Origin of the sequence: Pseudonocardia sp. MH-G8, assembly GCF_002262885.1 — a bacterium.
Lineage (GTDB): Bacteria > Actinomycetota > Actinomycetes > Mycobacteriales > Pseudonocardiaceae > Pseudonocardia.
The window spans coordinates 67,321-88,867 of record NZ_NKYF01000004.1; the positions used below are offsets into that span (position 1 = coordinate 67,321).

Sequence of the window (21,547 nt, forward strand, 5' to 3'; positions counted from 1 at the left end):
ATTCCCTGTACAGGGAAGGATGAGGAAGAATGCAGCAGGATTGGTACTCGGTGGAGCAGGTCGCCGATCGGCTCGGCCTGCACGTGCGCACGGTGCGCGGCTACGTGCGGGACGGGCGGCTCGACGCGGTCCGCATCGGGAAGCAGTACCGCATCGCCCGCGCCGATCTGGAGGCTCTGACCGGACGTCCGGCGCCCACTCGCGGGGTGGAGGTCACGAGCATCGTGGACGTCGACGCCGTCGACGCCACCGGTGCGGATCGGATCGCGAGCGTCCTCACGGACCTGCCCCGGGGCACCGAGGACCCGGCGCCGCGCATCGAGACGGTCCACGACCCCGCGCGGGCCCGCCTGAAGATCGTGATCATCGCGCGGATCGACGAGACCGTCGAGCTGCTGCGGTTCGTCCGGACCCTGACCGAGGACGCCGCATGAACCCGCTCACCGGCACGGTGGCGCTACCCGACGGCACCCTCGTCCGCGGTCGCGGGCGCCGCGAGGCGTTCCCCCCGGGCCCCCTGCCCGAGTACGGCCTGTACCTGGGCCGCCCCGACCGCCCGCGGCGGAACCCGTGGCGGCCCGACTGGCCCGCCGCGTGGATCGACTGGCCCGACTTCCGCGTGCCCCGCGAGCCCGAGGACGCCGCCGCGAAGATCGTCGAGGCGTACCGGCTCGCCCGGTCCGGGCAGCGCGTCGAGGTCGCCTGCACCGGCGGCACGGGACGGACCGGCACGGTGATCGCGTGCATGGCGGTGCTCGCCGGGCACCCTGCCGCCGACGCGCTCGCGTGGACCCGCGCCCACTACCGCCCCCGCGCGGTCGAGACACCGGGCCAGCGCCGCTTCATCGGGTGGTTCGCCACCCACCGTTCATCCTGACGTCGGTCACGCTCACGAGCACTCCGCGCGGTCGTGCGGAACAATCGCGTTGTGGGTGAGGACGCGAGCAAGACCCCGACCAACGGTTCGGGCGAGGAAACGCCCGCCCGACGCCCCCGTGCAGGACGGCGCGCCCCCCGGCCGTCCACACGCCGGGTGCACGCGGCGAGCAGCACGCTACCCGCGGGGACCTCGGCCCCCGCGGAACGAGCCGCGCCCGGACCGGCCGCGCCCGCCACCGGGGTGCGTACCGCGAACCCGCCCACGGGCTCGGCCTCGTCGGCGGCCGCCGCGGTGCCGGTCAGCCCGCCCGCGCGCACGCCCGCCCCGGTCTCGGAGCTCCCCGACGACCGCTACTTCAACCGCGAGCTGTCCTGGCTGGACTTCAACGCGCGGGTGCTCGCCCTCGCCGAGGACCCGAGCCAGCCGCTGCTGGAGCGCGCCAAGTTCCTGGCGATCTTCGCCTCGAACCTCGACGAGTTCTACATGGTCCGCGTCGCGGGCCTGAAGCGCCGCGACGAGACCGGTCTCGCCGTCCGCAGCGCCGACGGCCTCACACCGCGCGAGCAGCTCGCCCGCATCGCGTCCCGCACGCAGGCGATCCAGGAGGCGCACGCCCGCGTCTTCCTCGACGACGTGCGCCCCGAGCTGGAGGGGCAGGGCATCTGCATCCTGCGCTGGAGCGACCTGTCCGACCAGCAGCGCGAACGGCTGTCGGCGTACTTCACCGCGCAGGTCTTCCCGGTGCTCACGCCGCTGGCGGTGGACCCGGCGCACCCGTTCCCCTACATCTCGGGGCTCTCGCTCAACCTGGCCGTCACCGTCCGGGATCCCGACGCGCGCACGGAACGCTTCGCCCGGGTCAAGGTGCCCAACAACGTGCCGCGGCTCGTGCGCGTGGGCACCGACGACGACACCGTCACGTTCCTGCCCATCGAGGACCTGATCTCCGCCCACCTGCACGAGCTGTTCACGGGTGTCGAGGTCGCCGAGGTGCACGCGTTCCGCGTCACGCGCAACGCCGACCTCGAGGTGGAGGAGGACCGCGACGAGGACCTGCTGCAGTCGCTCGAGCGCGAGCTCGCCCGTCGCCGGTTCGGCCCGCCGGTGCGCCTCGAGGTCACCGACACGATGAGCGAGCACGTGCTGGAGCTGCTGCTGCGCGAGCTCGACGTCGACCCGCACGACGTCATCACGGTGCCGGGACTGCTCGACCTCACCGCCCTGTGGGCGGTGCACGGCGTGGACCGCCCCGACCTCAAGGACGACACCTGGGTGCCGGCCACGCACCCGGCCTTCGCCGACCGCGAGACCCCGCGCAGCGTCTTCGCCACCCTGCGCGAGGGCGACGTCCTGGTGCACCACCCCTACGACTCGTTCTCCACGAGCGTGCAGCGGTTCATCGAGCAGGCCGCCGCCGACCCGAACGTCCTCGCGATCAAGCAGACGCTCTACCGCACGTCCGGCGACTCCCCCATCGTCGACGCCCTCATCGACGCCGCGGCGGCCGGCAAGCAGGTCGTCGCGCTCGTCGAGATCAAGGCGCGCTTCGACGAGCAGGCCAACATCCGCTGGGCGCGCGAGCTGGAGAAGGCGGGCGTGCACGTCGTCTACGGGCTGGTGGGCCTGAAGACGCACTGCAAGACCTCGCTGGTGGTGCGCCAGGAGGGCTCCACGATCCGCCGCTACTGCCACGTCGGCACCGGCAACTACAACCCCAAGACCGCGCGGCTCTACGAGGACCTGGGGGTGCTCACCGCCGATCCGGTCATCGGCGCCGACCTCGCCGACCTGTTCAACTCCCTCACCGGCTACTCCCGCCAGACCTCCTACCGCAGCCTGCTCGTCGCGCCCTACGGCGTGCGGCGCGGCATCGTGCGACGCATCGAGGACGAGATCGAGGCCAAGCGGGCGGGGCGCGACGCCGGCGTCCGCATCAAGGTCAACTCGCTCGTGGACGAGCAGGTGATCGACGCGCTGTACCGCGCCTCGCAGGCCGGCGTGCCGGTCGACGTCGTGGTCCGCGGGATCTGCGCGCTGCGGCCCGGCCGTCCGGGTCTGTCGGAGAACATCCGGGTGCGCTCGATCCTCGGCCGCTTCCTGGAGCACTCGCGGGTGTTCCACTTCGTCGACGCGGACGAGTACTGGCTCGGCAGCGCCGACATGATGCACCGCAACCTCGACCGCCGCGTCGAGGTGCTGCTGCGGGTCGCCGACCCGCGCCTGGCCGGCAACCTCGGCGAGATGTTCGACTCCTGCATGGACCCGGCCACCCGGTGCTGGACCCTGCACGCCGGAGGCCCGTGGGAACCGTCCCCCGCCCCCGGTTCGGGCGTCTCACCGGTACGCGACCACCAGGCCGAGATGATGCTGCGCCACGCCGCCCCGCCGGCCACGGAGTCCGAGTGACCGCGCCCCGCGTCACGGAGCCCACCGCCGCTGACGTGCTCGCCGCCGGCGCCGTGCTGTGGCGCCGCGTCCCGCACGGCGTCGAGATCGCGCTGGTGCACCGGCCCCGCTACGACGACTGGTCGTTCCCCAAGGGCAAGCTCGACGCGGACGAGACGATGCCGTTCGCCGCGGTGCGCGAGATCGCCGAGGAGACCGGGCAGCAGGCCCGGCTCGGGCCGGTGCTCGGCGACGTCCGCTACGCCGTGCCCGAGGGCGGGAAGCTCGTGCGGTACTGGGCGGCCGAGGCCCGCGGTGGCGATTTCGTCCCCGGCGACGAGACCGACGAGCTCCGCTGGGTCGAGCCGGCGCAGGCCGTCGAGCTGCTGACCTACCGGCACGACGTCGAGCTGCTCGAGCAGTTCACCCGGCTCGGGCCGCCCGCATCGGTGGTCGCCCTCGTGCGGCATGCGAAGGCGGGCAGCCGCAACCAGTGGGAGGGCGACGACGCGCTGCGCCCGCTCTCGGGCTCCGGCCACGAGCAGGCCCAGCACCTCGACCCGCTGCTGCGGCTGTTCGGGCCCGACCGGCTGATGAGCGCGCCGCCCGTGCGCTGCCGCGACACCCTCGTCCCCCTGGCGGCGCAGCTGGACATGGCGATCGGCGACGAGCCGCTGTTCGGCGAGGCCGCCTACTGGGACGACCAGGCCGGCGCGCTCGCCCGGTTCCGCGAGCTCGCCGACGCGCCCGGCGTCACCGTTGTGTGCAGCCAGGGCGGGGTCATCCCGGGCCTGGTAAGGGCCCTCGTGACGCCCGCCCGCCTGCCCGGGATCGATCCGGACGACCTGCCGGCGAAGAAGGGCAGCACCTGGCTGCTGACCTTCGGGCCCGACGGCGACCTGCGCGCGGCCGACTACTACGAGCGCCCCACCGGCTGAACCGCCTCGACGGCCCGTTCGACGGCGGGGCCGATGTTGTAGCCGCGCAGGCGGGGGCCGCCGGGGTCGAGGTCGAGCACGGTGAGGCTGGCCGGCCCGACCGGCACGATCCGCGCCGGCTCCAGCCCCAGCAGGTGCCGCACGACCGCGCGGATCGGCCCGCCGTGGGTGACGACCAGCACCACGCCTGCACCCGGATCGGCCCGCAGGTCGGCCACACCGGCCGCCACCCGCTCGGTCAGCGCCGCGAACGGCTCACCGCCGGGCGGGGTGAACCGCCCGGCCCGCCAGTCGGCGTAGGCCCCATCGCGCTCGCGCAGCACGGCGATGCTCAGGCCGGTCCAGTCCCCGAGGTCGGCTTCCTGCCAGCGGGCGTCGCGGCGCTCTCCGGGGAAGCCGAGCAGCTCCGCGGTCTCGCGGGTCCGCGCCAGCGGCGACGTCACCACGTGCGCGGGGGCGTGCGCGGCCACCACCGGGGCCAGCGCGATCGCCTGCGCGCGTCCGGCGGCCGACAGCGGGATGTCCCGGTCGCCCTGCAGGCGGCGCTCGGCGTTCCACACGGTCTCGCCGTGGCGCACCAGCAGCAGCCTCATGCGGCGCGCACCAGGTCGACCCGGCGGCCGGTCGCGGCGTCGAAGATCCGGTCGGGCCGCTCGGGGAGGGCCACGAGCAGCGGGTCACCCGGCTCGACGGCGGGACGGCGGTCCTCGAGCACCGATACCCGCACCCGGCGCGCCGGGTCCCCCACGACACCGGTGACGACCACGCGCCCGGCCATCGGCGTGGCCTCCGCGAACGCGATGCGCAGCACCGGCCCGCCGGCGCCGGCCGAGCTCAGCCACAGGGACTCCGGTCGGTACATCACGCGCACCTCGGTGCCGTCGGCCAGGCCGTTCGCCGGGCCGAGATCGGTGCCCCCGCGGTCGGTGCCCCCGTGGTCGGTGCCCCCGTGGTCGAGGCGCCCGTTCCGGACGACCGCGTCGAGGACGTTGGCCGCGGGCGTGCCCATGAACGTCGCGACGAAGTCGCTGGCCGGATCGTCGAGCAGGTCGGCGGGCGGGCCGAACTGCTCGACCCGGCCGTCGCGCATCAGTGCCACGTGCGTGGCCATGGTCATCGCCTCCACCTGGTCGTGCGTGACGTAGACGCTGGTCGCCCCGGTCGCCCGGTGGATGCGCAGCAGCTCGGCGCGGGTCTCCACCCGCAGCTTGGCGTCGAGGTTGGACAGCGGCTCGTCGAACAGCAGCACGCTCGGCCGCGGCGCGATCATCCGGGCGATCGCCACGCGCTGCTGCTGCCCCCCGGAGATCTCCCCCGGGTAGCGGCCGGCGAGCCGCTCGATCGCGAGCAGCTCCAGCACCTCCTCCACGCGTTCCCGACGCTGCGCCGCCGGAGTCCGCGCCACCACCAGCGGCCACTCGACGTTGCTGCGCACCGTCATGTGGGGCCACAGCGCGTAGCTCTGGAACACCAGCCCGGCGTCGCGACGGCCCGGAGCCAGCGCCACACCGGGGCCCGCGACGACCCGCTCGCCGAAGCGGATCTCGCCGCCCGTCGGGTGCTCCAGGCCCGCCAGCATGCGCAGCGTCGTCGTCTTGCCGCAGCCCGACGGGCCCAGCAGCACGAGGAACGCCCCTGCGGGCACCTCGAGGTCGATCCCGTCGACGGCCGCCGTGGCGCCGAAGTCCTTGCGCAGCCCGGCCAGCCGGATACCCGTCGTCATCTGTCCTCCTGCCAGGGTTGCGCCGCACCCTCCAGCCGGCGCGCCAACACGGTGGCGGCCACGGAGATCACGACGATGATCACGGTGATGGCGTTCGCGAACTGCGCGAAGCCCTCGGACGCGTAGCGGTAGGTCAGCACCGACAGCAGCGGGGTCGCCGGCGTCACGAGCAGGACCACCAGCGACAGGTCGCGCACGATGTTGACGAACACGAGCACCGCGCCGGCCAGCAGGCCGCGCGCCGCCAGTGGTACGACGATGCGGCCCGCGCGCCGGGCGAGGCCCGCGCCCGCCATCACGGCCGCCTCCTCCACGTCCGGCGCGATCTGCCCGACCGCGGAGCGCCCGGCCTGCGCGGCGAACGGGAGCGTGTACGCCGCCCCGGCGATCACCAGCAGCGCGAACGTCCCGTAGAGGGCGGGCAGCGGCCCGATCGGCCGGCCGAACTGCGCGATGAACGCCGCTCCCAGCGCGATGCCGGGGATCAGGAAGGGCAGGTAGGACAGGGTCGACAGCGCCCCGGCCAGCGCCCGCGGGGCCCGCTCGTGCCGGGTCCGCAGCCGCACCACGGCGTAGCCGACGGCCGTGCCCAGCACGGTGGCGGCCACCGCGACGGCCAGCCCGAGCCCCACCGTGGTCAGCACCGCGTCCACCACCTGCGGGTTGCGCAGCACGCCGCGCTGTCCCTGCGCGATCGCCGGGTCGGACACACCGGTCCAGAAGTGCGTGGTGAAGCCGCCGAGGAACGAGTTCGTGCGGCGGGCGAAGCTGGAGGCGAGCAGCACCAGGCCGGGCAGCACGGTGGTGGCCAGGCACAGCGCCACGGCCAGCACCGTCAGCGGGACCCGCCACGGCCCCAGCCCCACCCGGCTGCGCCTGCCTCCCTTGCCGGTGATCGTCGCGTAGGAGCGGCGCCCGCCCGCCAGCCGGTTGCTGGCGAACAGCACCGTCGCGGCCACCGCGATGAGCAGCAACGCGAGCACGTAGCCGCGCGCCGTCTCGCCCGTGGAGATCGCCCCGTAGAGGCGCGTGGAGAGCGTCTGGAACCGGACCGGCAGCCCGAGCAGGGCGGGCGAGGCGAAGTTGCTTACACCCTCGGCGAACGCGAGCAGCCCACCGGACACCAGCGCAGGCGCCACCACGGGCAGCGCGATGGAGCGCGCCACCCGGAACCTGCTCGCTCCTGTCATCTCGGCGGCCTCCATCAGCTCCCCGTTCACGGTGGCGAGCGCGGCGGCGGCGAGCAGGAAGGTCAGCGAGTAGTAGTGGGCCACCAGCGTGGCCGAGATCGGCAGCGGACCCCAGGCGATCCAGTCGGGCACGACGACCCCGAGGTCGGCGAGCAGGCCCACGCGCCCGCCGACCAGGTCGTTGCGGAACACCGTCTCCCAGGCCAGCGCCAGCGCGAAGCTGGGCAGCGCGAACGGGACCGTCGCCAGCAGCGCGATCGTGCGGCGCGCCGGCGCGTCGGTCATCACGACCAGCCACGCCATCGAGCCGCCCAGCAGCACCGACCCCACCGCGGTCGTGGTGCCGACGAGCAGCGAGTTCGCCAGCGGCTCGTGGAACAACGACGGCGCGAGCCTGCCGGTGAGCACGTCCGCCCAGGCACCGATCCCGTCCGGGCGCAGGGTCGTGACCGTCAGCCCGATCACCGGCGCGAGCACCAGCACCACGAGCACGAGGGCGACGACGCACCCGAGCCACACGACCGGATCGGCCGCTGCCGCCCGCAGGCCGGGCGCTCGTTCCCGCGTCGTCGTCGGCACCGTCACTCCAGCGTCAGCAGCAGGTCGGCGACCTCGCGGCGGCGCTCCGCGACGGCGGCCGGGTCGATCGACCACACCCCGAGCTCGTCGAGGGACACGGCGTCGGCAGGCGGGGTGACGTCGGTGCGGGTCGGGTAGTCGCCGGGCACGTAGAACGGCGCGTAGGCGGGACCGCCGGTCGCGGAGCCGTCGCCCATCAGGAAGTCGACCAGCAGCCGCGCGGCGGCCGGGTGCGGGGTGTCCGCGGTGAGGGCCAGCAGGGCCGGGAACGCGATCCCCGGGGCAGGCGCCACGCCGGTCGCGGCCTGCAGCGCCCAGCCCTCGTCCTCGTTGTCGCGCCGGTCGGAGTAGGAGGTGAACCCGATCGGCGGCGCAGCCTGGCCACGCTGCCCGATCGCGGCGTTGACGGTGTCGGTGTCGTCGACCAGGACCAGGCCGTTGGCGTAGAGATCGGCGATCCACTGTTCGCCCGCAGTCGCGATGCCCTCGTCGAGCTGCACGGGCGCGCCGCGCAACTGATCGTGCGCGGCCGCCATCTCGTCCGATCGCAGCACGACCTCGGTCATCAGGTCCAGGTAGTCGCCGCGGACCTGCGGGTCCACCATCACCACCCGGCCGTTCCACTCCGGGTCGGTGAGCTGCCACAAGTTGGTGACCGGCGGCCCGGCGGGGTGGGCCTCCTCGTTGTACACCAGGGTCTTGGTCGAGAGGCGGTTCGCCAGCAGCGGCGCGGTGTGCTCCGCGGGGAGCGCGTCGGCCACCCGGGGCGGCACGTAGTTGCGCAGCAGGCCCGCGGCCAGCAGCTCGTCGAGCACCACGGGGGCGTCGGAGAGGTAGGCGACGTCGGCGCCGGGCGCGCCCGCCGCGGCCTCGGCCTTGATGCGCGCGATCTGCTCGGTGGAGGAGATGTCGGTGGCGACGACGTCGACGCCCGGGTACGTCGCCTCGAACTCCGCCTCGACCTCGGCGATGCGGCTGGTGAACGAGTAGACCGCTACCCGCCCCTCCTGCCGGGCCTGGGCGTGCAGCTCCTCGACGGTCGCGGTGTCGAGGGGGTCGGCGACCGGGGGCGGCGCCGAGGCCGGGGTGGGACTGCCGCCGCCGCAGGCGGTCAGCAGCAGCGCGAGGGCGGCGGCGCCCGCGGCGAGGGAGCGCTTCGAGTAGTTGTCCACAGTGGACGGACAGGACGCGGTCATGGTCGCTCCGCTGGAAGGGGGTGGGATCAGGTGTCGAAACGCTCGAGCAGCTCCTCGAGCCGCTCGAGCGCCGTGGTGGTGCGGCCCGCCGCGGCGCGGGCGATGGTCAGCACGAGGGCGTTGACGACGGCCATCGGCACGGTGAGGGACTGGAACTCGCGGCCGTTCCCCCTGGGGGCGGCCAGCACGGTGGTGGTGACGCCGCCGTGGTCGTCGCCCAGCACGTCGGTGACCAGCACCACCGGGGTGCCCACCTCGTGCGCGGTGGCGAGCAGCGGGCCGAGCGTGCGCGGCGGGCGGCGGAAGGCGAGCGCGACGACCAGGTCGTCGCGGTGCAGCGACACCAGCTCCTCGGCGAGGTCGCGGTCGGAACCGGGCAGGTCGACGGCCGGCAGCCCGAACCGGCGCAGCCGCCGCGCGAGCAGGGCCGACAGGACGGTGGCGTTGCCCCGCGCGTAGACCAGAACCCGCCGCGCAGCGAGGACACGAGCGGCCACCGCGTCCAGATCTTCCTGCGCCACCGCCCGCGGCACCCCGCGCAGCGCGGCGGTCTCGTCGTCGACGAGGGCGGAGACCAGGTCGTCGTCCGGACTGCGGTCCAGGCGCCTGCGGACGCGGGCGGCGGCGTCCACACCGTCGAGCAACTCGGACTGCAGCGCCGAGCGCAGCTGCGGATAGCCGGTGTAGCCCAGCTTCTTGGCCAGCCGGGTCGCGGCCGCCACATGCACCCCGGCGCGCTCGGCCACCTGCTCGGCGGGCAGGAACGCCGCCTCGGTGGGGTGGGAGAGCAGGACGTCGACGACGCTGCGGTCCGCGGGCGACAGGCGTCCGCGGTGCTCGTCGATCCGGTCGCGGAGGGGCACGGCGACGACAGTATCTGCAAAGAAACTTGCAGCCAATGGAGCGACTGCAAAGAAATATTCAACAGCGGTCGTCGCGAAGGTTACGAGCCGGGGCCGGACACCGATGATCGCCATGAGCCATACAGGACGGTCGCCAGCACAGCGCTGGGTGACGACTCGCAACGATCGCCGGCTGCGAGAAGTACCTGACGGTCGTACCGGCGACAACCACGTGCGGCTCGGGCCGATCTTCCGCCCGAGCCCGGTCGGCGGCCCGCGCCGCTCCCGAACGGCGCTACTTCTTCGCCTTCTTGGCCTTCTCCGCCTTCTTGACCTTCTCGGCGTCCTTCACCGGGCCCTTCACCGGGGCGGCGGGCTTCGCCTTCGCGGCCTTCTCGACCTTCCCCGCCTTCGCCGGTGTCGACTTGGTGGGCGCAGCCTTTGTGGACGCGGCCTTCGTCGGCCCTGCCTTCGCGGGCGCAGCCTTCGCGGGCGCGGCCTTGGCGGGCGCAGCCTTGGCGGGCGCGGCCTTCACCGGCGTCGCCGCCTTGCGGGTCCGCGGCTGCTTCCGGGGCACCGCGGCGCCGGTCTCCGCCTCGGTCGCCGCCTGCTGCTCCGCAAAGGAAGCCGCCGCCTTGGCGGTCTGCGCCGGGCGTGAGCGGGTGGCGGCGGCCCGCGGGGCGGGCGTCGCGCTCCCGCCGACGGCGCTGCGGAACGACGCACCCGGACGGAAGGCGGGCACGGTGGTGGCCGGCACGTCGACGGCCTCACCCGTGCGCGGGTTGCGCGCGGTGCGCGCCGCCCGGGCGCGGCCCTCGAAGACCCCGAAACCCGTGATCGTCACCGAGTCGCCCGAGCGGACGGTGTCGACGATGGTCTCGAGCAACCCTTCGACGGCAGAGGCAGCCGTGCGCCGGTCGCCCCCGAGGCGCTCGGCCAGCGCATCCACGAGCTGGGTCTTGTTCATGCCGCGAATCTACCTGGGCCGGGTCAGACCTGGGCGGTCGTGGGCATCCGGGCCGGACGCGCCGACTCGAACGTCGAGATGTCGTCGGCGTGCCGCAGTGTCAGGCCGATGTCGTCCAGACCCTCGAGCAGCCGCCAGCGCGTGTAGTCGTCGATGTCGAAGGGCACCGTGAGGTCGCGCGCCTGCACCGTCTTCTCCTGCAGGTCGACGGTGACCTCGGTGCCCGGCTCGTTCTCCAGCACCTTCCACAGCAGCTCGACGTCGGGCTGCGCCACCTGCGCGGTGAGCAGGCCGCCCTTGGCGGAGTTGCCGCGGAAGATGTCGCCGAACCGGGCGGAGATCACCACGCGGAACCCGTAGTCCATCAGGGCCCACACCGCGTGCTCGCGCGAGGAACCGGTGCCGAAGTCCGGGCCGGCCACCAGCACCGAGCCGCGCGAGAACGGCTCGGCGTTGAGGATGAAGTCCTCCTGCTGGCGCCAGGCCGAGAACAGCCCGTCCTCGAAGCCGGTGCGCGTGACGCGCTTGAGGTAGACGGCCGGGATGATCTGGTCGGTGTCGACGTTCGAGCGCCGCATCGGGACGCCGATGCCGGTGTGGGTGCCGATCGGTTCCATCAGCTCAGGTCCTCCGGGCTGCTCAGGGTGCCCCGGACCGCGGTCGCGGCGGCCACCAGCGGCGACACCAGGTGCGTTCGGCCGCCCTTGCCCTGGCGACCCTCGAAGTTGCGGTTCGACGTGGACGCGCTGCGCTCGCCGGGCGCGAGCTGGTCGGGGTTCATCCCCAGGCACATCGAGCAGCCCGCGGAACGCCACTCGGCGCCCGCCGCGCGGAAGACATCGTCGAGACCCTCGGCCTCGGCCTGGAACCGCACCCGCATCGAGCCCGGCACCACCAGCATCCGCACGCCGTCGGCGACCTTGCGGCCCTTGATGACCTCGGCCGCGGCGCGCAGGTCCTCCATGCGCCCGTTGGTGCAGGAGCCGACGAACACCGTGTCGACGGCCACCTCGCGCAGCGGTGTGCCCGCCTCCAGGCCCATGTAGGTCAGCGCCTTCTCGGCGGCCACGCGCTCGTTCTCGTCGACGATCCGCGCCGGGTCCGGCACCCGCTCGCCCAGCGGCAGCCCCTGCCCGGGGTTGGTGCCCCAGGTGACGAACGGGGTGAGCGTGTCGGCGTCGATGTCGACCACGGTGTCGAACTCGGCGTCGTCGTCGGTGCGCAGCTCGCGCCACGCCGCGACGGCCTCGTCCCACTCGGCGCCCTTGGGTGCGCGGTCGCGACCGTTCAGGTAGGCGAACGTCGTCTCGTCCGGCGCGATCATCCCGGCGCGGGCGCCCGCCTCGATCGACATGTTGCAGATCGTCATCCGGGCCTCCATCGAGAGGTTCTCGATGACGTTGCCGCGGTACTCCAGCACGTAGCCCTGGCCACCGCCGGTGCCGATCTGCGCGATGATCGCCAGCACGACGTCCTTGCTGGTGACGCCGGGACGCAGGGTGCCGTCCGCCGAGTTGACGTTGATGGCCATCGTCTTGAACCGCTTGAGCGGCAGCGTCTGCGTGGCGAGCACGTGCTCGACCTCGGAGGTGCCGATCCCGAACGCCATCGCGCCGAAGGCACCGTGCGTGGAGGTGTGGCTGTCGCCGCAGACCACCGTGGTGCCCGGCTGCGTGAGCCCGAGCTGCGGCCCGACGACGTGCACGATGCCCTGCTCGGCGTGGTTCATCGGGTAGAGCGGCACACCGAACTCGGCGCAGTTCTTGCGCAGCGTCTCGACCTGGGTGCGCGACACCGGGTCGGCGATCGGCAGCTCGACGTCGGTGGTGGGGACGTTGTGGTCCTCGGTGGCCACCGTGAGGTCGGGCCGTCGCACGGGGCGTCCGGCGAGGCGCAGCCCCTCGAACGCCTGCGGGCTGGTGACCTCGTGCACCAGGTGCAGGTCGATGTAGAGCAGGTCGGGTTCCTGACCCTCGCCCTTGCGGACCAGGTGCAGGTCCCAGACCTTCTCGGCCAGCGTGCGTCCCACGGCGGCCCTCCTCGCTGGACGTCTCACATTTCGGGAAGTTAGTATCGGCTCGTGAGACAGCATAGCGGCATCGGCGTCCTGGACAAGGCCGTGGGGGTGCTGCGGGCCACCGCGAAGGAACCGTGCGGGCTCGCCGAGCTGTGCGAGCGCACCGGCCTGCCGCGCGCCACCGCACACCGGCTCGCCGTGGGGCTGGAGGTGCACGGCCTGCTGCACCGCGGCGCCGACGGCCGCTGGCGCCCCGGCCCGGCGCTCGCCGAGCTCGCGGCCGGCGGCGTCGACCCGTTGCTGGAGGCGGCGAGCCACGTGCTGCCCCGGCTGCGCGACATCACCGGCGAGAGCGTGCAGCTCTACCGGCGCGACGGGATCCACCGCATCTGCGTGGCCTCCGCGGAACCCAGCAGCGGGCTGCGCGACACCGTGCCGGTGGGCACCCGGATGCCGATGACCGCGGGATCGGGCGCCAAGGTGCTCGCGGCGTGGGCCGAACCGGCGGTGCAGCGAGCCGTGCTCGGGGAGGCGACGTTCGGCGACCGCGTGCTCGTCGACGTCCGCAGGCGCGGATGGGCGCAGAGCGTGGCCGAGCGCGAATCGGGCGTCGCGAGCGTCTCCGCACCCGTGCGCGACAGCGCGGGGCAGGTCGTGGCGGCGGTCTCGGTGTCCGGGCCCGTCGACCGCATCGGCAGGCGCCCCGGCGTGCGCTGGGCGGCGGATCTGCTGGCCGCCGCAGAGGCGTTGCAGCACCGCCTGTGACCGCACGATGGTGGCACGTCGCCGCACCCCGCTGATCGGGTGAGCCTCCGACCGCTAACGTGGCCTTGTCGTCCCCGATGAGCACACACAGTCGTCGAGGGACGATGTCCGCAACGCCAAGCAAGGTCGTCGAACACGAAGACAGGTGGCGATGAGTTATCTACTCGGCATCGACCTGGGCACCACGCGCACGGCTGCCGCCATCGGCAGGCTCGGCGCACGCCCCGGCGAGACCGAGATCGTCAACCTCGGCGACCGGGCCAGCGCCATGCCGTCCGTCCTGTACATCGGGGACGACGGCAGCGTCGTCGTCGGGGAGGCCGCCGAGCGCCGTGCCGTGAGCTCCCCCGGCAACGTCGTGCGCGAGTTCAAGCGCCGCATCGGCGATCCCACCCCGCTCGTCGTCGCCGGCCGCCCCTGGGCACCGGAAGAGCTGTCGGCCCGGCTGGTGCGCTGGGTCGTCGACCGCGTCGCGCAACGCGAGGGCGGGCCCGCGGCGCGCATCGCCGTCACGCACCCGGCGGCGTGGGGCAGCCACAAGAAGGAGCGGCTCGGGGGCGCGCTCGCGGCGCAGGGCCTCCCGGTCACGTTCCTCGCCGAGCCGCAGGCCGCCGCGCTGCACTACGCGTCCGCAGAACGCGTCGAGCCCGGTTCGACGATCGCCGTCTACGACTTCGGCGGCGGCACCTTCGACGCCGCCGTCGTCCACAAGGACGGCCACAACTTCACCCTTCTCGGCCGCCCCGAGGGCGTCGACCGCCTCGGCGGCGTCGACTTCGACGAGATCGTGTTCCAGCACGTCATGAACGGGATGCCGGAGGCGTTCGAGGGCCTCGACGAGACCGATCCCGCGGTGCTCTCGGCCGTCGCCGCGATCCGGCGCGAGTGCGTCGAGGCGAAGGAGGCGCTCTCCAGCGACACCGACGTCTCGATCCAGGTGATCACCCCCCTCGCCCAGGGCTCCGTGCGGCTGCACCGCAGCGAGTTCGAGGCGGCGATCCGGCCCGAGGTCGAGGAGACCGTCGAGGCGCTGCGCCGCGCGGTTGCGTCGGCACGCCTGGCCCCCGCGCAGCTGTCCGCGGTACTGCTGGTCGGCGGTTCCTCCCGCATCCCGCTCGTCGGCCAGCTCGTCTCCGAACTGCTCGGCCGCCCCGTCTCCGTCGACGTCGACCCGAAGAACGCGATCGCGATGGGCGCCGCCCTGTCGCTGGCGCCGGCGCCGCCCGGCACCGGCGCGTGGTCCCCGCAGGTGCCGGCGCCGCGGGCGAGCGGCTCCGGACGCAACCCCGTCCGGGCCGCCGCAGCCGGCGCCGCGCCGCCGTTCGGCGGACCCGGTGCATCTCCTCCGCGCCCGCCACACGGGCCGCCCGCAGCCACCGGCGCCTACGGCCCCGCCGGAGCGAGCTCGAGCCTCCCGCCGCACCGGCCCGCCCCCCAGCGCCCACCGGCGCCGTCGCCCCGACCCGCCGCCGCGGCCTTCGCCCCGGACTACGACGACGGGCCCGCGTACGGCTACGCCCCGGAACGCCGCGGCCGCACCCCTGGCTGGCTGGTGAGCCTCGGCGGTGTCGGTGCCGCCGTCGCCGTCATCGCCGCCGTCTTCCTGTGGCCACAACCCGACACGCAGCCCACCGCCAGCACCCCCGCCTCGGTCGCCCCCACCGAGGAGAGCGCCGAGCCCCGCCCAGAGCCCTCGAGGGAGCCGGCACCCACCACGGAGCAGGAGCGGCCGACCCAGGTCGTCCCGCCGCCGGTCACGACGACCCGGCCGCCGGTGACGACGACGACCGAGCCGCCGGAGACGACGACCACGGAGCCGCCGGAGCCCACGACGGAGGACCCGCGTCCGACCGAACCGACAGGCGCTCCCTCCGTTCCGCCGGGTGACGGCAACGGCGGAGGCGGCACCGGGGGCGGAGGCACCGGCGGAGGTGGAGACGGCACCGGAGACGGCACCGGAGGCGGCGGCAGCGGACCGGGCAACGAAACGGGCGGAGGAAACAACGCCGATGACGGAGGGGCGGACACCGGCCCCGGTGAGGCCGCGGCACCACCTCCCGTCTGACCCACGAGCAACGCAAGCGCTTCGGCAGCCGACCATCGCCGACGGTGCACCCCCGTGGATCTGCTCGCGCAGGCGCCGGGCCGGCGATCAACAGCTCCACCCGGTTGGTCGCCGCCACCGCCACCGCCACGCCCACTCGCCACGCTGCCACCCGCTGAGGAGTCGATGATCGCCGCGACCCGCACCTGACGGCTCCGGCGGGAGCTCCCACGTACGGATCGCAACGATCACCCAGCCCGAGACGTACCTCAGTGCTGCGAGCACGACCGTCACGTACGGCTCGCGGCGATCATGGCGCCGCCGCCCGCCGCGCCAGCGGCGACTCAGGCACCCCGCGCCGGCTCACGCACCCTCAGCCGGGGAGGGCACGCTCCCGTCGACGGGGAGCGCGGCCCGCGAGCAGAGGCGGGGGGCGACGGCGAGGGCGGGAGCGACCCGCCCTCGCTCGTCCCCGTGGGGCTCGGGGCCAGGTTCACCCCCGCAACGGGTGACCAGTTCCGTGATCGCCGCGATCAGCACTCAGCGGTTGCGGCAACAGCCTCCCCGTACGGCTCGCAACGATCAGCGCACGCGAGGCGTACCTCAGCGCGGCGAGCACCACCACGACGTACGACTCGAAGCGATCATGGCCGGCGCTGCCCGGTACGTGATGGGAGCCGGCGACGAGGCCGTCCGCGTCTCCGGCCGCACCGCTGCCCGAGCCGAGCGGACCCCAGACCGCGACACACACGCACCTGCAGCCCGACTCGCGGAATGCCGACCGCGACACACACGCACCTGCAGCTCGACACGCCGAACGCCAGACCCCGACACAGCCACACCCGGAGCGCGACTCGCGGGTTCTCGGGAGTGATGCCCGGGGCGCGTCCGGCAGTGAACGCGGAAAAGGCTCGTTCCGGATTTCCGGAACGAGCCTTTTCTGATGTAGCCCCGACGGGATTTGAACCCGCGCTACCGCCTTGAGAGGGCGGCGTCCTAGGCCGCTAGACGACGGGGCCTCGTGGAGAACGCTATGAGCTTATCAGACCGCTCTGGTGCGTTTCCGCTGGGGTACCAGGACTCGAACCTAGACTAACTGAACCAGAATCAGTCGTGCTGCCAATTACACCATACCCCAAGGGCTCACGTTCACCCGGGGGTGTCCGTGCCCTGCGTGCTCCACTCTAGCCGAGGCCTCCGGCGCGTTCCAAACCGGCCCTCAACCGGGCCAGCGAGCGCTCGCGACCCAGCAGCTCCATCGACTCGTAGAGCGGCGGCGAGACCGTGCGGCCGCTGACCGCCACGCGCACGGGCGCGAACGCCTTGCGGGGCTTGAGCCCGAGCTCGTCGACGAGCGCGGCCTTCAACGCCGCCTCGATCTCGCCCGCAGACCACCCGGGGAGTGCATCGAGGCCGGTCAGAGCGGCGTCGAGCACGGGGGCGGCGTCTGCGCCGAGGTTCTTCTCCGCGGCGTCCTCGTCGGGCGCGAAGCCCTCCTCCGCGACGAACAGGAAGCGCAGCATCCGCGCCGCGTCCGACAGGACGACGCTGCGCTCCTGCACCAGCGGCGCGGCGGCGGCCAGCAGCGCGCGCTGCTCGTCGGTGGGAGTGCCGGTCATCACGCCTTCGGCCTCGAGGTAGGGCTCCACGCGCGCCGCGAAGTCCTCGGCCGACAACGCGCGCAGGTGCGCGGCATTGATCGCCTCGGCCTTCTTGAGATCGAAGCGCGCCGCATTGCTGGATACCCGTGTGACGTCGAACGCATCGATCATCTCGGTGAGCGTGAACACGTCGCGGTCCTCGGCGATGGACCAGCCGAGGAGCGCGAGGTAGTTCAGCAGACCTTCGGGCACGAATCCGCGCTCGCGGTAGTGGAAGATGTTCGACTGCGGATCGCGCTTGGAGAGCTTGCGGTTGCCCTCGCCGGTGACGAGCGGGAGGTGGCCGTAGCGGAAGGGCCCGTTGCCGATCCCCACCCGCTGCAGCGCCTCCAGCAGCGCGATCTGACGCGGGGTGGAGGAGAGCAGGTCCTCGCCGCGCAGGACGTCCGTGATGCCCATCAACGCGTCGTCGAGCGGGTTGGTGAGCGGGTAGAGCGGGGTGCCGTCGCCGCGGGCGAGCACGAAGTCGGGCACCGTGCCCGACTTGAAAGTGATGGGGCCGCGGACGAGGTCGTCGAACGAGATGTCGCGGTCGGGCATCCGCAGCCGGAACACCGGCGCACGCCCTTCGGCGCGGAACGCCGCCTTCTGGTCCTCGGTGAGCTCGCGGTCGGCGTTGTCGTAGCCGAGCTTCGGGTCGCGGCCCGCGGCGCGGTGGCGGGCCTCGATCTCCTCGCCCGTGGAGTACGACTCGTAGACCTCGCCCGCCTGCACGAGGAGCCCGAGCGCGTTGCGGTACGAGTCGCGCCGCTCGCTCTGCCGGTACGGGCCGTGCGGGCCGCCGACCTCCGGGCCCTCGTCCCAGTCCAGGCCGAGCCAGCGCAGCGCGTCGAGGAGCGCTTCGTAGGACTCGACGGAGTCGCGCTGGGCGTCGGTGTCCTCGATCCGGAACACGAACGTGCCACCGTGGTGGCGCGCGTGGGCCCAGTTGAACAGCGCGGTGCGGATGAGACCGACGTGCGGGGTGCCGGTCGGCGACGGGCAGAACCGGACCCGTACGGCGTTGGCTGCGTCCATGATGGTCGCCAGCCTAACGAGGGGTCGCGCGCGGCGACCGACCGGCGTAGAATTCAACGCATGGTGAACAACGAGCGCACGACCTGCGCCGTCGTCGGAGGCGGCCCCGCCGGGCTGGTGCTGGGACTGATCCTCGCCAGGGCCGGGGTGGAGGTCACGGTCCTGGAGAAGCACGCCGACTTCCTGCGCGACTTCCGCGGCGACACCGTTCACGCGTCCACCCTCACCCTCCTCGACGAGCTCGGCCTCGGCCCGCGGTTCGCGGAGCTGCCGCAGCGGCGCATCGAGCAGGCCCGGGTGCAGCTGGACACGGGCAGCGCCACCGTCGCCGACATGCGCCGGGCCCCCGGCGCCCACCAGCACATCGCACTGGTGCCGCAGTGGGACCTGCTCGACCTGATCGCCGACGCCGCCGAGGCCGAACCGACGTTCACGCTGCTGCGCAACGCCGAGGTCGTCGATGTGCTGCACGACGAGGGCCGGGTAGCCGGGGTGCGGTACCGGGACCGGACCGACGCCACGGTGCACGAGCTGTACGCGAGCCTCACCATCGCCTGCGACGGGCGCGGGTCGGCCGTGCGGGCGGCGGCAGGGCTGCACCCGCGCTCCTTCGGGGTGCCCATCGACGTGTGGTGGTTCCGGCTCCCGCGCCACGACGACGACCCGGCGGGCGGGCTCGGCCGAGTCTCGAGCGGCCAGTTCATGGTCATGATCGACCGGGGCGACTACTGGCAGTGCGCCTTCCTCATCCGCAAGGGCTCCGACGCGACACTGCGGGCGGCCGGTCCCGAGCGGTTCCGGGAGCGCCTCGCCGCGCTGACGCCCTGGGTGGCCGACCGGCTGGACGCGCTCGAGTCGCTCGACGACGTCAAGCTGCTGGACGTGCGGCTGGACCGGCTGCGCCACTGGCACCGCGACGGGCTGCTGCTGATCGGCGACGCCGCGCACGCCATGTCGCCGGTCGGCGGGGTCGGCATCAACCTCGCGGTCCAGGACGCGGTGGCAGCGGCCCGACTGCTCGGGCCCGCGCTGCGCTCCGGCGGGATCGTGCCGACCTCGGTGCTGGCACGGCTGCAGCGGCGCCGGTGGTTGCCCACGGCCCTCATCCAAGGCGGCCAGCGCCTCGCCCACCGCGTCGTGATCGGGCGCCGCGCCGCCACGGCGGACGACCCGCTGCCGCCCACCGCGCCGACGACACCCGCACCGGTCGACACGTTGCCACTGCCCCTGCGGCTGGCCCAGCGCTTCCCGGTGCTGCAGGGCATCCCGGCCCGGCTGATCGCCATCGGCCCGCTGCCCGAGCACGCCCCGGCGTGGGCCCGCCGCGAGCCGGAGCCCGTCCCGACCGCCGGCGAGCGCTGACACACCGACTTCGGGCCTCGTACACCGACTGCAGTCGGTGCGCGAGCACAGCAATCGGTGTGCGACGCGGGGGGACGCGCTCCCTTACCTGCGACGTCATCGACCGCGCTACCCGTGCGGCGCCATCGTGGAGCCCGACAGCGACGCGCACCAGGAGGTCCCGATGCCGCACTTCACCACCACCGACGGAACCCGGCTCGCCTACGAGGACTACGAGCTCGGCGGGGGCACCGGCGAGGCCGTCGTCTTCGCAGCCAGCTGGGCCCTCAACGCCGACATGTGGGAGTACCAGATCCCGTACCTCGTCGAGCGCGGCTACCGCTGCATCGCACTCGACCGCCGCGGGCACGGCCGATCGGACCGCCCCTCGACCGGCTACGACGTCGACACCACCGCCGACGACCTGGGCGCGCTGCTCGAGCACCTCGACCTCACCGGCGTGACGCTGGTCGGCCACTCGTTCGGCGGCGCCGAGGTGGCCCGCTACCTGGCCCGCCACGGGCAGCGCCGCGTGGCGCGGGTCGCGTTCGTCAGCGCGGCCCTGCCGCTCGTGACGCAGACCGACGACAACCCGGACGGGCTCCCCGAGGCCGCGCTCGAGGCGACGATCGCGCAGTTCCGGACCGACCGGCCGAAGTGGTTCGCCCGCCAGGCGCAGGTCTGGTACGCCACCCACCTGGGCAACGAGGTCTCCCCCGCGCTCATCGACCACACGATCGGGCAATGCCTGTCGGCCTCGCCGTGGGCGACCACCCAGCTGTTCCGGTCCATGTTCCACGCCGACCACCGGGCCGGGCTGGCCGAGATCACGGTGCCCACGCTCGTCGTCCACGGTGCGGCCGACACCTCGGCCCCGGTCGCCCTGACCGGCCGCCGGACCGCCGCGCTGGTGCCCGGCTGCCGCTACGTCGAGTACCCGACGGGCGGGCACGGTCTGCACGTCACGCACGCCGAGCAGCTCAACACCGACCTGCTGGAGCTGCTCAAGGGGTGACGGCGGTCAGCACGCCCAGGACGGCTCCCAGCTCGCGCCGTCGAGCCGGTCCGCGCGGCCGAGGTGCTCGCGCAGCGCGCGTAGACCCGGGTGGGGGTTGTCGCACCGCCGGAGCAGTGAATGCGGGTAGACCGGTCGCGGGTCACGCACCGGGATGCGGCGCAGGCCGTAGCGGTCGGGCCAGAGCATCCGGGTGCGGCTACCGACGAGGGTGGCCACCGACGACGACTCGGCGAGCACGTCCAGGAGGTGCTCCGTGCCGGAGCTCGGGCCGACCGTGTCGATGCCGAGCCCGAACGCCGCGGCGAGGTCCTGGTAGTAGGTGGCCCACTCGGTGCCCGCCACGGCGCCGGGGATCCACAGCCGGTGCCCGACGAGCTGCGCGGGGGTGACCGCCCCGCGCCCGGCGAGGGGGTGCCGCGGTCCGCAGAGCAGCTCGTGCGGCTCGTCGAGCACCCGCGTGGCCGTGACGCCGTCGGGCAGCTCGCACAGGGGCGGCGCCACCGCCCGGAACGACGCGTCGATCGTGCCGGCGGCGACCGCGTCGGCGGCGGCAGCGACGCTGGTCTGGCCCAGCGCCACGACGTCGAGTGCGATGTCCGGGCGGGTGGCGTGGAAGCCGCGCAGGAGATCCGCGGGTGCGATCTGGCGGCTGATGACGTCCACGCGCAGTGCTCGCCTGCCGCTGCGCACCGAGTCGGCCGCGCGTTCCTCGGCCCGCAGCAGCTCGTGCGCGTGCGGCAGGAACGCCTCGCCGTCGATGGTGAGCGTCACCCCGCGGGCCCCCCGGTGGAACAGGGGCACCCCGAGATCGTTCTCGAGCGCGGCGATGCGCTTGGAGACCGCCTGCTGGGTCAGGCCGAGATCCGTGGCGGCGTGCCGGAACTGGCCGGAGCGGACCGCGGCGACGAAGGTACGCACCGCGTCGAGTTCCACGACGGTCGATCCTAGGTACAACTCCGAGTTGTGGCGTGCCGATCACGCCGT

Annotated in this window: 18 protein-coding genes and 2 tRNA genes; 8 read left to right on the forward strand and 12 right to left on the reverse strand. The window is 73.7% G+C overall.

The window, feature by feature from the left end:
• The first annotated feature begins 29 nt into the window (after positions 1 to 29).
• From CFP66_RS12445 to CFP66_RS12460, 4 genes are read left to right on the forward strand one after another with little or no spacing between them, the layout of a single operon-like run.
• The gene (locus CFP66_RS12445) at positions 30 to 434 is read left to right on the forward strand and encodes a helix-turn-helix domain-containing protein (protein WP_094923248.1); all 405 of its coding nucleotides are present in this window, start codon (positions 30 to 32) and stop codon (positions 432 to 434) included.
• A complete protein-coding gene (locus CFP66_RS12450; RefSeq protein WP_094923250.1) occupies positions 431 to 877 on the forward strand; it encodes a protein-tyrosine phosphatase family protein in 447 nt (148 codons plus the stop codon). The genes CFP66_RS12445 and CFP66_RS12450 overlap by 4 nt, the downstream gene beginning before the upstream one ends.
• A gap of 33 nt (positions 878 to 910) precedes the next feature.
• Entirely contained in the window at positions 911 to 3,286 is a 2,376-nt protein-coding gene (locus CFP66_RS12455) for an RNA degradosome polyphosphate kinase (protein ID WP_198961408.1), read from the forward strand.
• On the forward strand, positions 3,283 to 4,203 hold the full coding sequence (locus tag CFP66_RS12460) for an NUDIX hydrolase (RefSeq protein WP_094923254.1): 921 nt from the start codon (positions 3,283 to 3,285) through the stop codon (positions 4,201 to 4,203). Before CFP66_RS12455 ends, CFP66_RS12460 begins: the two co-directional genes overlap by 4 nt.
• On the opposite strand, the gene CFP66_RS12465 is transcribed toward CFP66_RS12460, so the two are convergent.
• From CFP66_RS12465 to leuC, 8 genes are all read right to left on the reverse strand, one after another.
• Complete coding sequence (locus CFP66_RS12465; RefSeq protein WP_094923256.1) at positions 4,182 to 4,796, reverse strand: histidine phosphatase family protein; 615 nt, start codon at positions 4,794 to 4,796, stop codon at positions 4,182 to 4,184. The genes CFP66_RS12460 and CFP66_RS12465 overlap by 22 nt on opposite strands.
• Positions 4,793 to 5,926: an ABC transporter ATP-binding protein gene (locus CFP66_RS12470; RefSeq protein ID WP_094923258.1), complete on the reverse strand. Its 1,134-nt coding sequence runs from the start codon at positions 5,924 to 5,926 to the stop codon at positions 4,793 to 4,795. Before CFP66_RS12470 ends, CFP66_RS12465 begins: the two co-directional genes overlap by 4 nt.
• Positions 5,923 to 7,695: an iron ABC transporter permease gene (locus tag CFP66_RS12475; protein ID WP_233159374.1), complete on the reverse strand. Its 1,773-nt coding sequence runs from the start codon at positions 7,693 to 7,695 to the stop codon at positions 5,923 to 5,925. The genes CFP66_RS12470 and CFP66_RS12475 overlap by 4 nt, the downstream gene beginning before the upstream one ends.
• Positions 7,696 to 7,697: 2 nt before the next feature.
• Entirely contained in the window at positions 7,698 to 8,891 is a 1,194-nt protein-coding gene (locus CFP66_RS12480; RefSeq protein WP_094923262.1) for an ABC transporter substrate-binding protein, read from the reverse strand.
• A 26-nt stretch (positions 8,892 to 8,917) separates the two neighbouring features.
• A complete protein-coding gene (locus tag CFP66_RS12485) occupies positions 8,918 to 9,754 on the reverse strand; it encodes a MurR/RpiR family transcriptional regulator (RefSeq protein WP_158228077.1) in 837 nt (278 codons plus the stop codon).
• Between the two features lie 274 nt (positions 9,755 to 10,028).
• Positions 10,029 to 10,700 carry an HU family DNA-binding protein gene (locus CFP66_RS12490; protein WP_094923266.1) on the reverse strand — a complete coding sequence of 224 codons (672 nt, stop codon included), beginning with the start codon at positions 10,698 to 10,700 and terminating at the stop codon, positions 10,029 to 10,031.
• A gap of 23 nt (positions 10,701 to 10,723) precedes the next feature.
• A complete protein-coding gene (gene leuD, locus CFP66_RS12495) occupies positions 10,724 to 11,317 on the reverse strand; it encodes a 3-isopropylmalate dehydratase small subunit (protein ID WP_094923268.1) in 594 nt (197 codons plus the stop codon).
• Positions 11,317 to 12,729: a 3-isopropylmalate dehydratase large subunit gene (gene leuC / locus CFP66_RS12500; RefSeq protein ID WP_198961409.1), complete on the reverse strand. Its 1,413-nt coding sequence runs from the start codon at positions 12,727 to 12,729 to the stop codon at positions 11,317 to 11,319. The genes leuD and leuC overlap by 1 nt, the downstream gene beginning before the upstream one ends.
• 51 nt (positions 12,730 to 12,780) lie before the next feature.
• Between leuC and CFP66_RS12505 the strand changes: the two genes are divergently transcribed.
• Positions 12,781 to 13,482 carry an IclR family transcriptional regulator gene (locus tag CFP66_RS12505; RefSeq protein WP_094923271.1) on the forward strand — a complete coding sequence of 234 codons (702 nt, stop codon included), beginning with the start codon at positions 12,781 to 12,783 and terminating at the stop codon, positions 13,480 to 13,482.
• A gap of 151 nt (positions 13,483 to 13,633) precedes the next feature.
• On the forward strand, positions 13,634 to 15,547 hold the full coding sequence (locus CFP66_RS12510; RefSeq protein WP_198961410.1) for an Hsp70 family protein: 1,914 nt from the start codon (positions 13,634 to 13,636) through the stop codon (positions 15,545 to 15,547).
• A 925-nt stretch (positions 15,548 to 16,472) separates the two neighbouring features.
• Here the strand turns inward: CFP66_RS12510 and CFP66_RS12520 are convergent.
• The 3 genes from CFP66_RS12520 to gltX all read right to left on the reverse strand — a co-directional run bounded on the left by CFP66_RS12520 (position 16,473) and on the right by gltX (position 18,204).
• Positions 16,473 to 16,545: transfer RNA gene (locus CFP66_RS12520), tRNA-Glu, on the reverse strand.
• A 47-nt stretch (positions 16,546 to 16,592) separates the two neighbouring features.
• A tRNA-Gln gene (locus CFP66_RS12525) sits at positions 16,593 to 16,664 on the reverse strand.
• A gap of 46 nt (positions 16,665 to 16,710) precedes the next feature.
• Complete coding sequence (gene gltX, locus CFP66_RS12530) at positions 16,711 to 18,204, reverse strand: glutamate--tRNA ligase (protein WP_094923273.1); 1,494 nt, start codon at positions 18,202 to 18,204, stop codon at positions 16,711 to 16,713.
• A gap of 60 nt (positions 18,205 to 18,264) precedes the next feature.
• Here gltX and CFP66_RS12535 point away from each other — a divergent pair, with 60 nt between their 5' ends.
• Both CFP66_RS12535 and CFP66_RS12540 read left to right on the forward strand, forming a co-directional pair.
• Positions 18,265 to 19,566, forward strand: coding sequence for an FAD-dependent oxidoreductase (locus CFP66_RS12535; protein ID WP_094923274.1), 1,302 nt, complete (start codon positions 18,265 to 18,267; stop codon positions 19,564 to 19,566).
• A 127-nt stretch (positions 19,567 to 19,693) separates the two neighbouring features.
• On the forward strand, positions 19,694 to 20,560 hold the full coding sequence (locus CFP66_RS12540; RefSeq protein ID WP_198961411.1) for an alpha/beta fold hydrolase: 867 nt from the start codon (positions 19,694 to 19,696) through the stop codon (positions 20,558 to 20,560).
• A gap of 6 nt (positions 20,561 to 20,566) precedes the next feature.
• On the opposite strand, the gene CFP66_RS12545 is transcribed toward CFP66_RS12540, so the two are convergent.
• Complete coding sequence (locus CFP66_RS12545) at positions 20,567 to 21,496, reverse strand: LysR family transcriptional regulator (RefSeq protein ID WP_094923276.1); 930 nt, start codon at positions 21,494 to 21,496, stop codon at positions 20,567 to 20,569.
• Positions 21,497 to 21,547 lie beyond the last annotated feature (51 nt).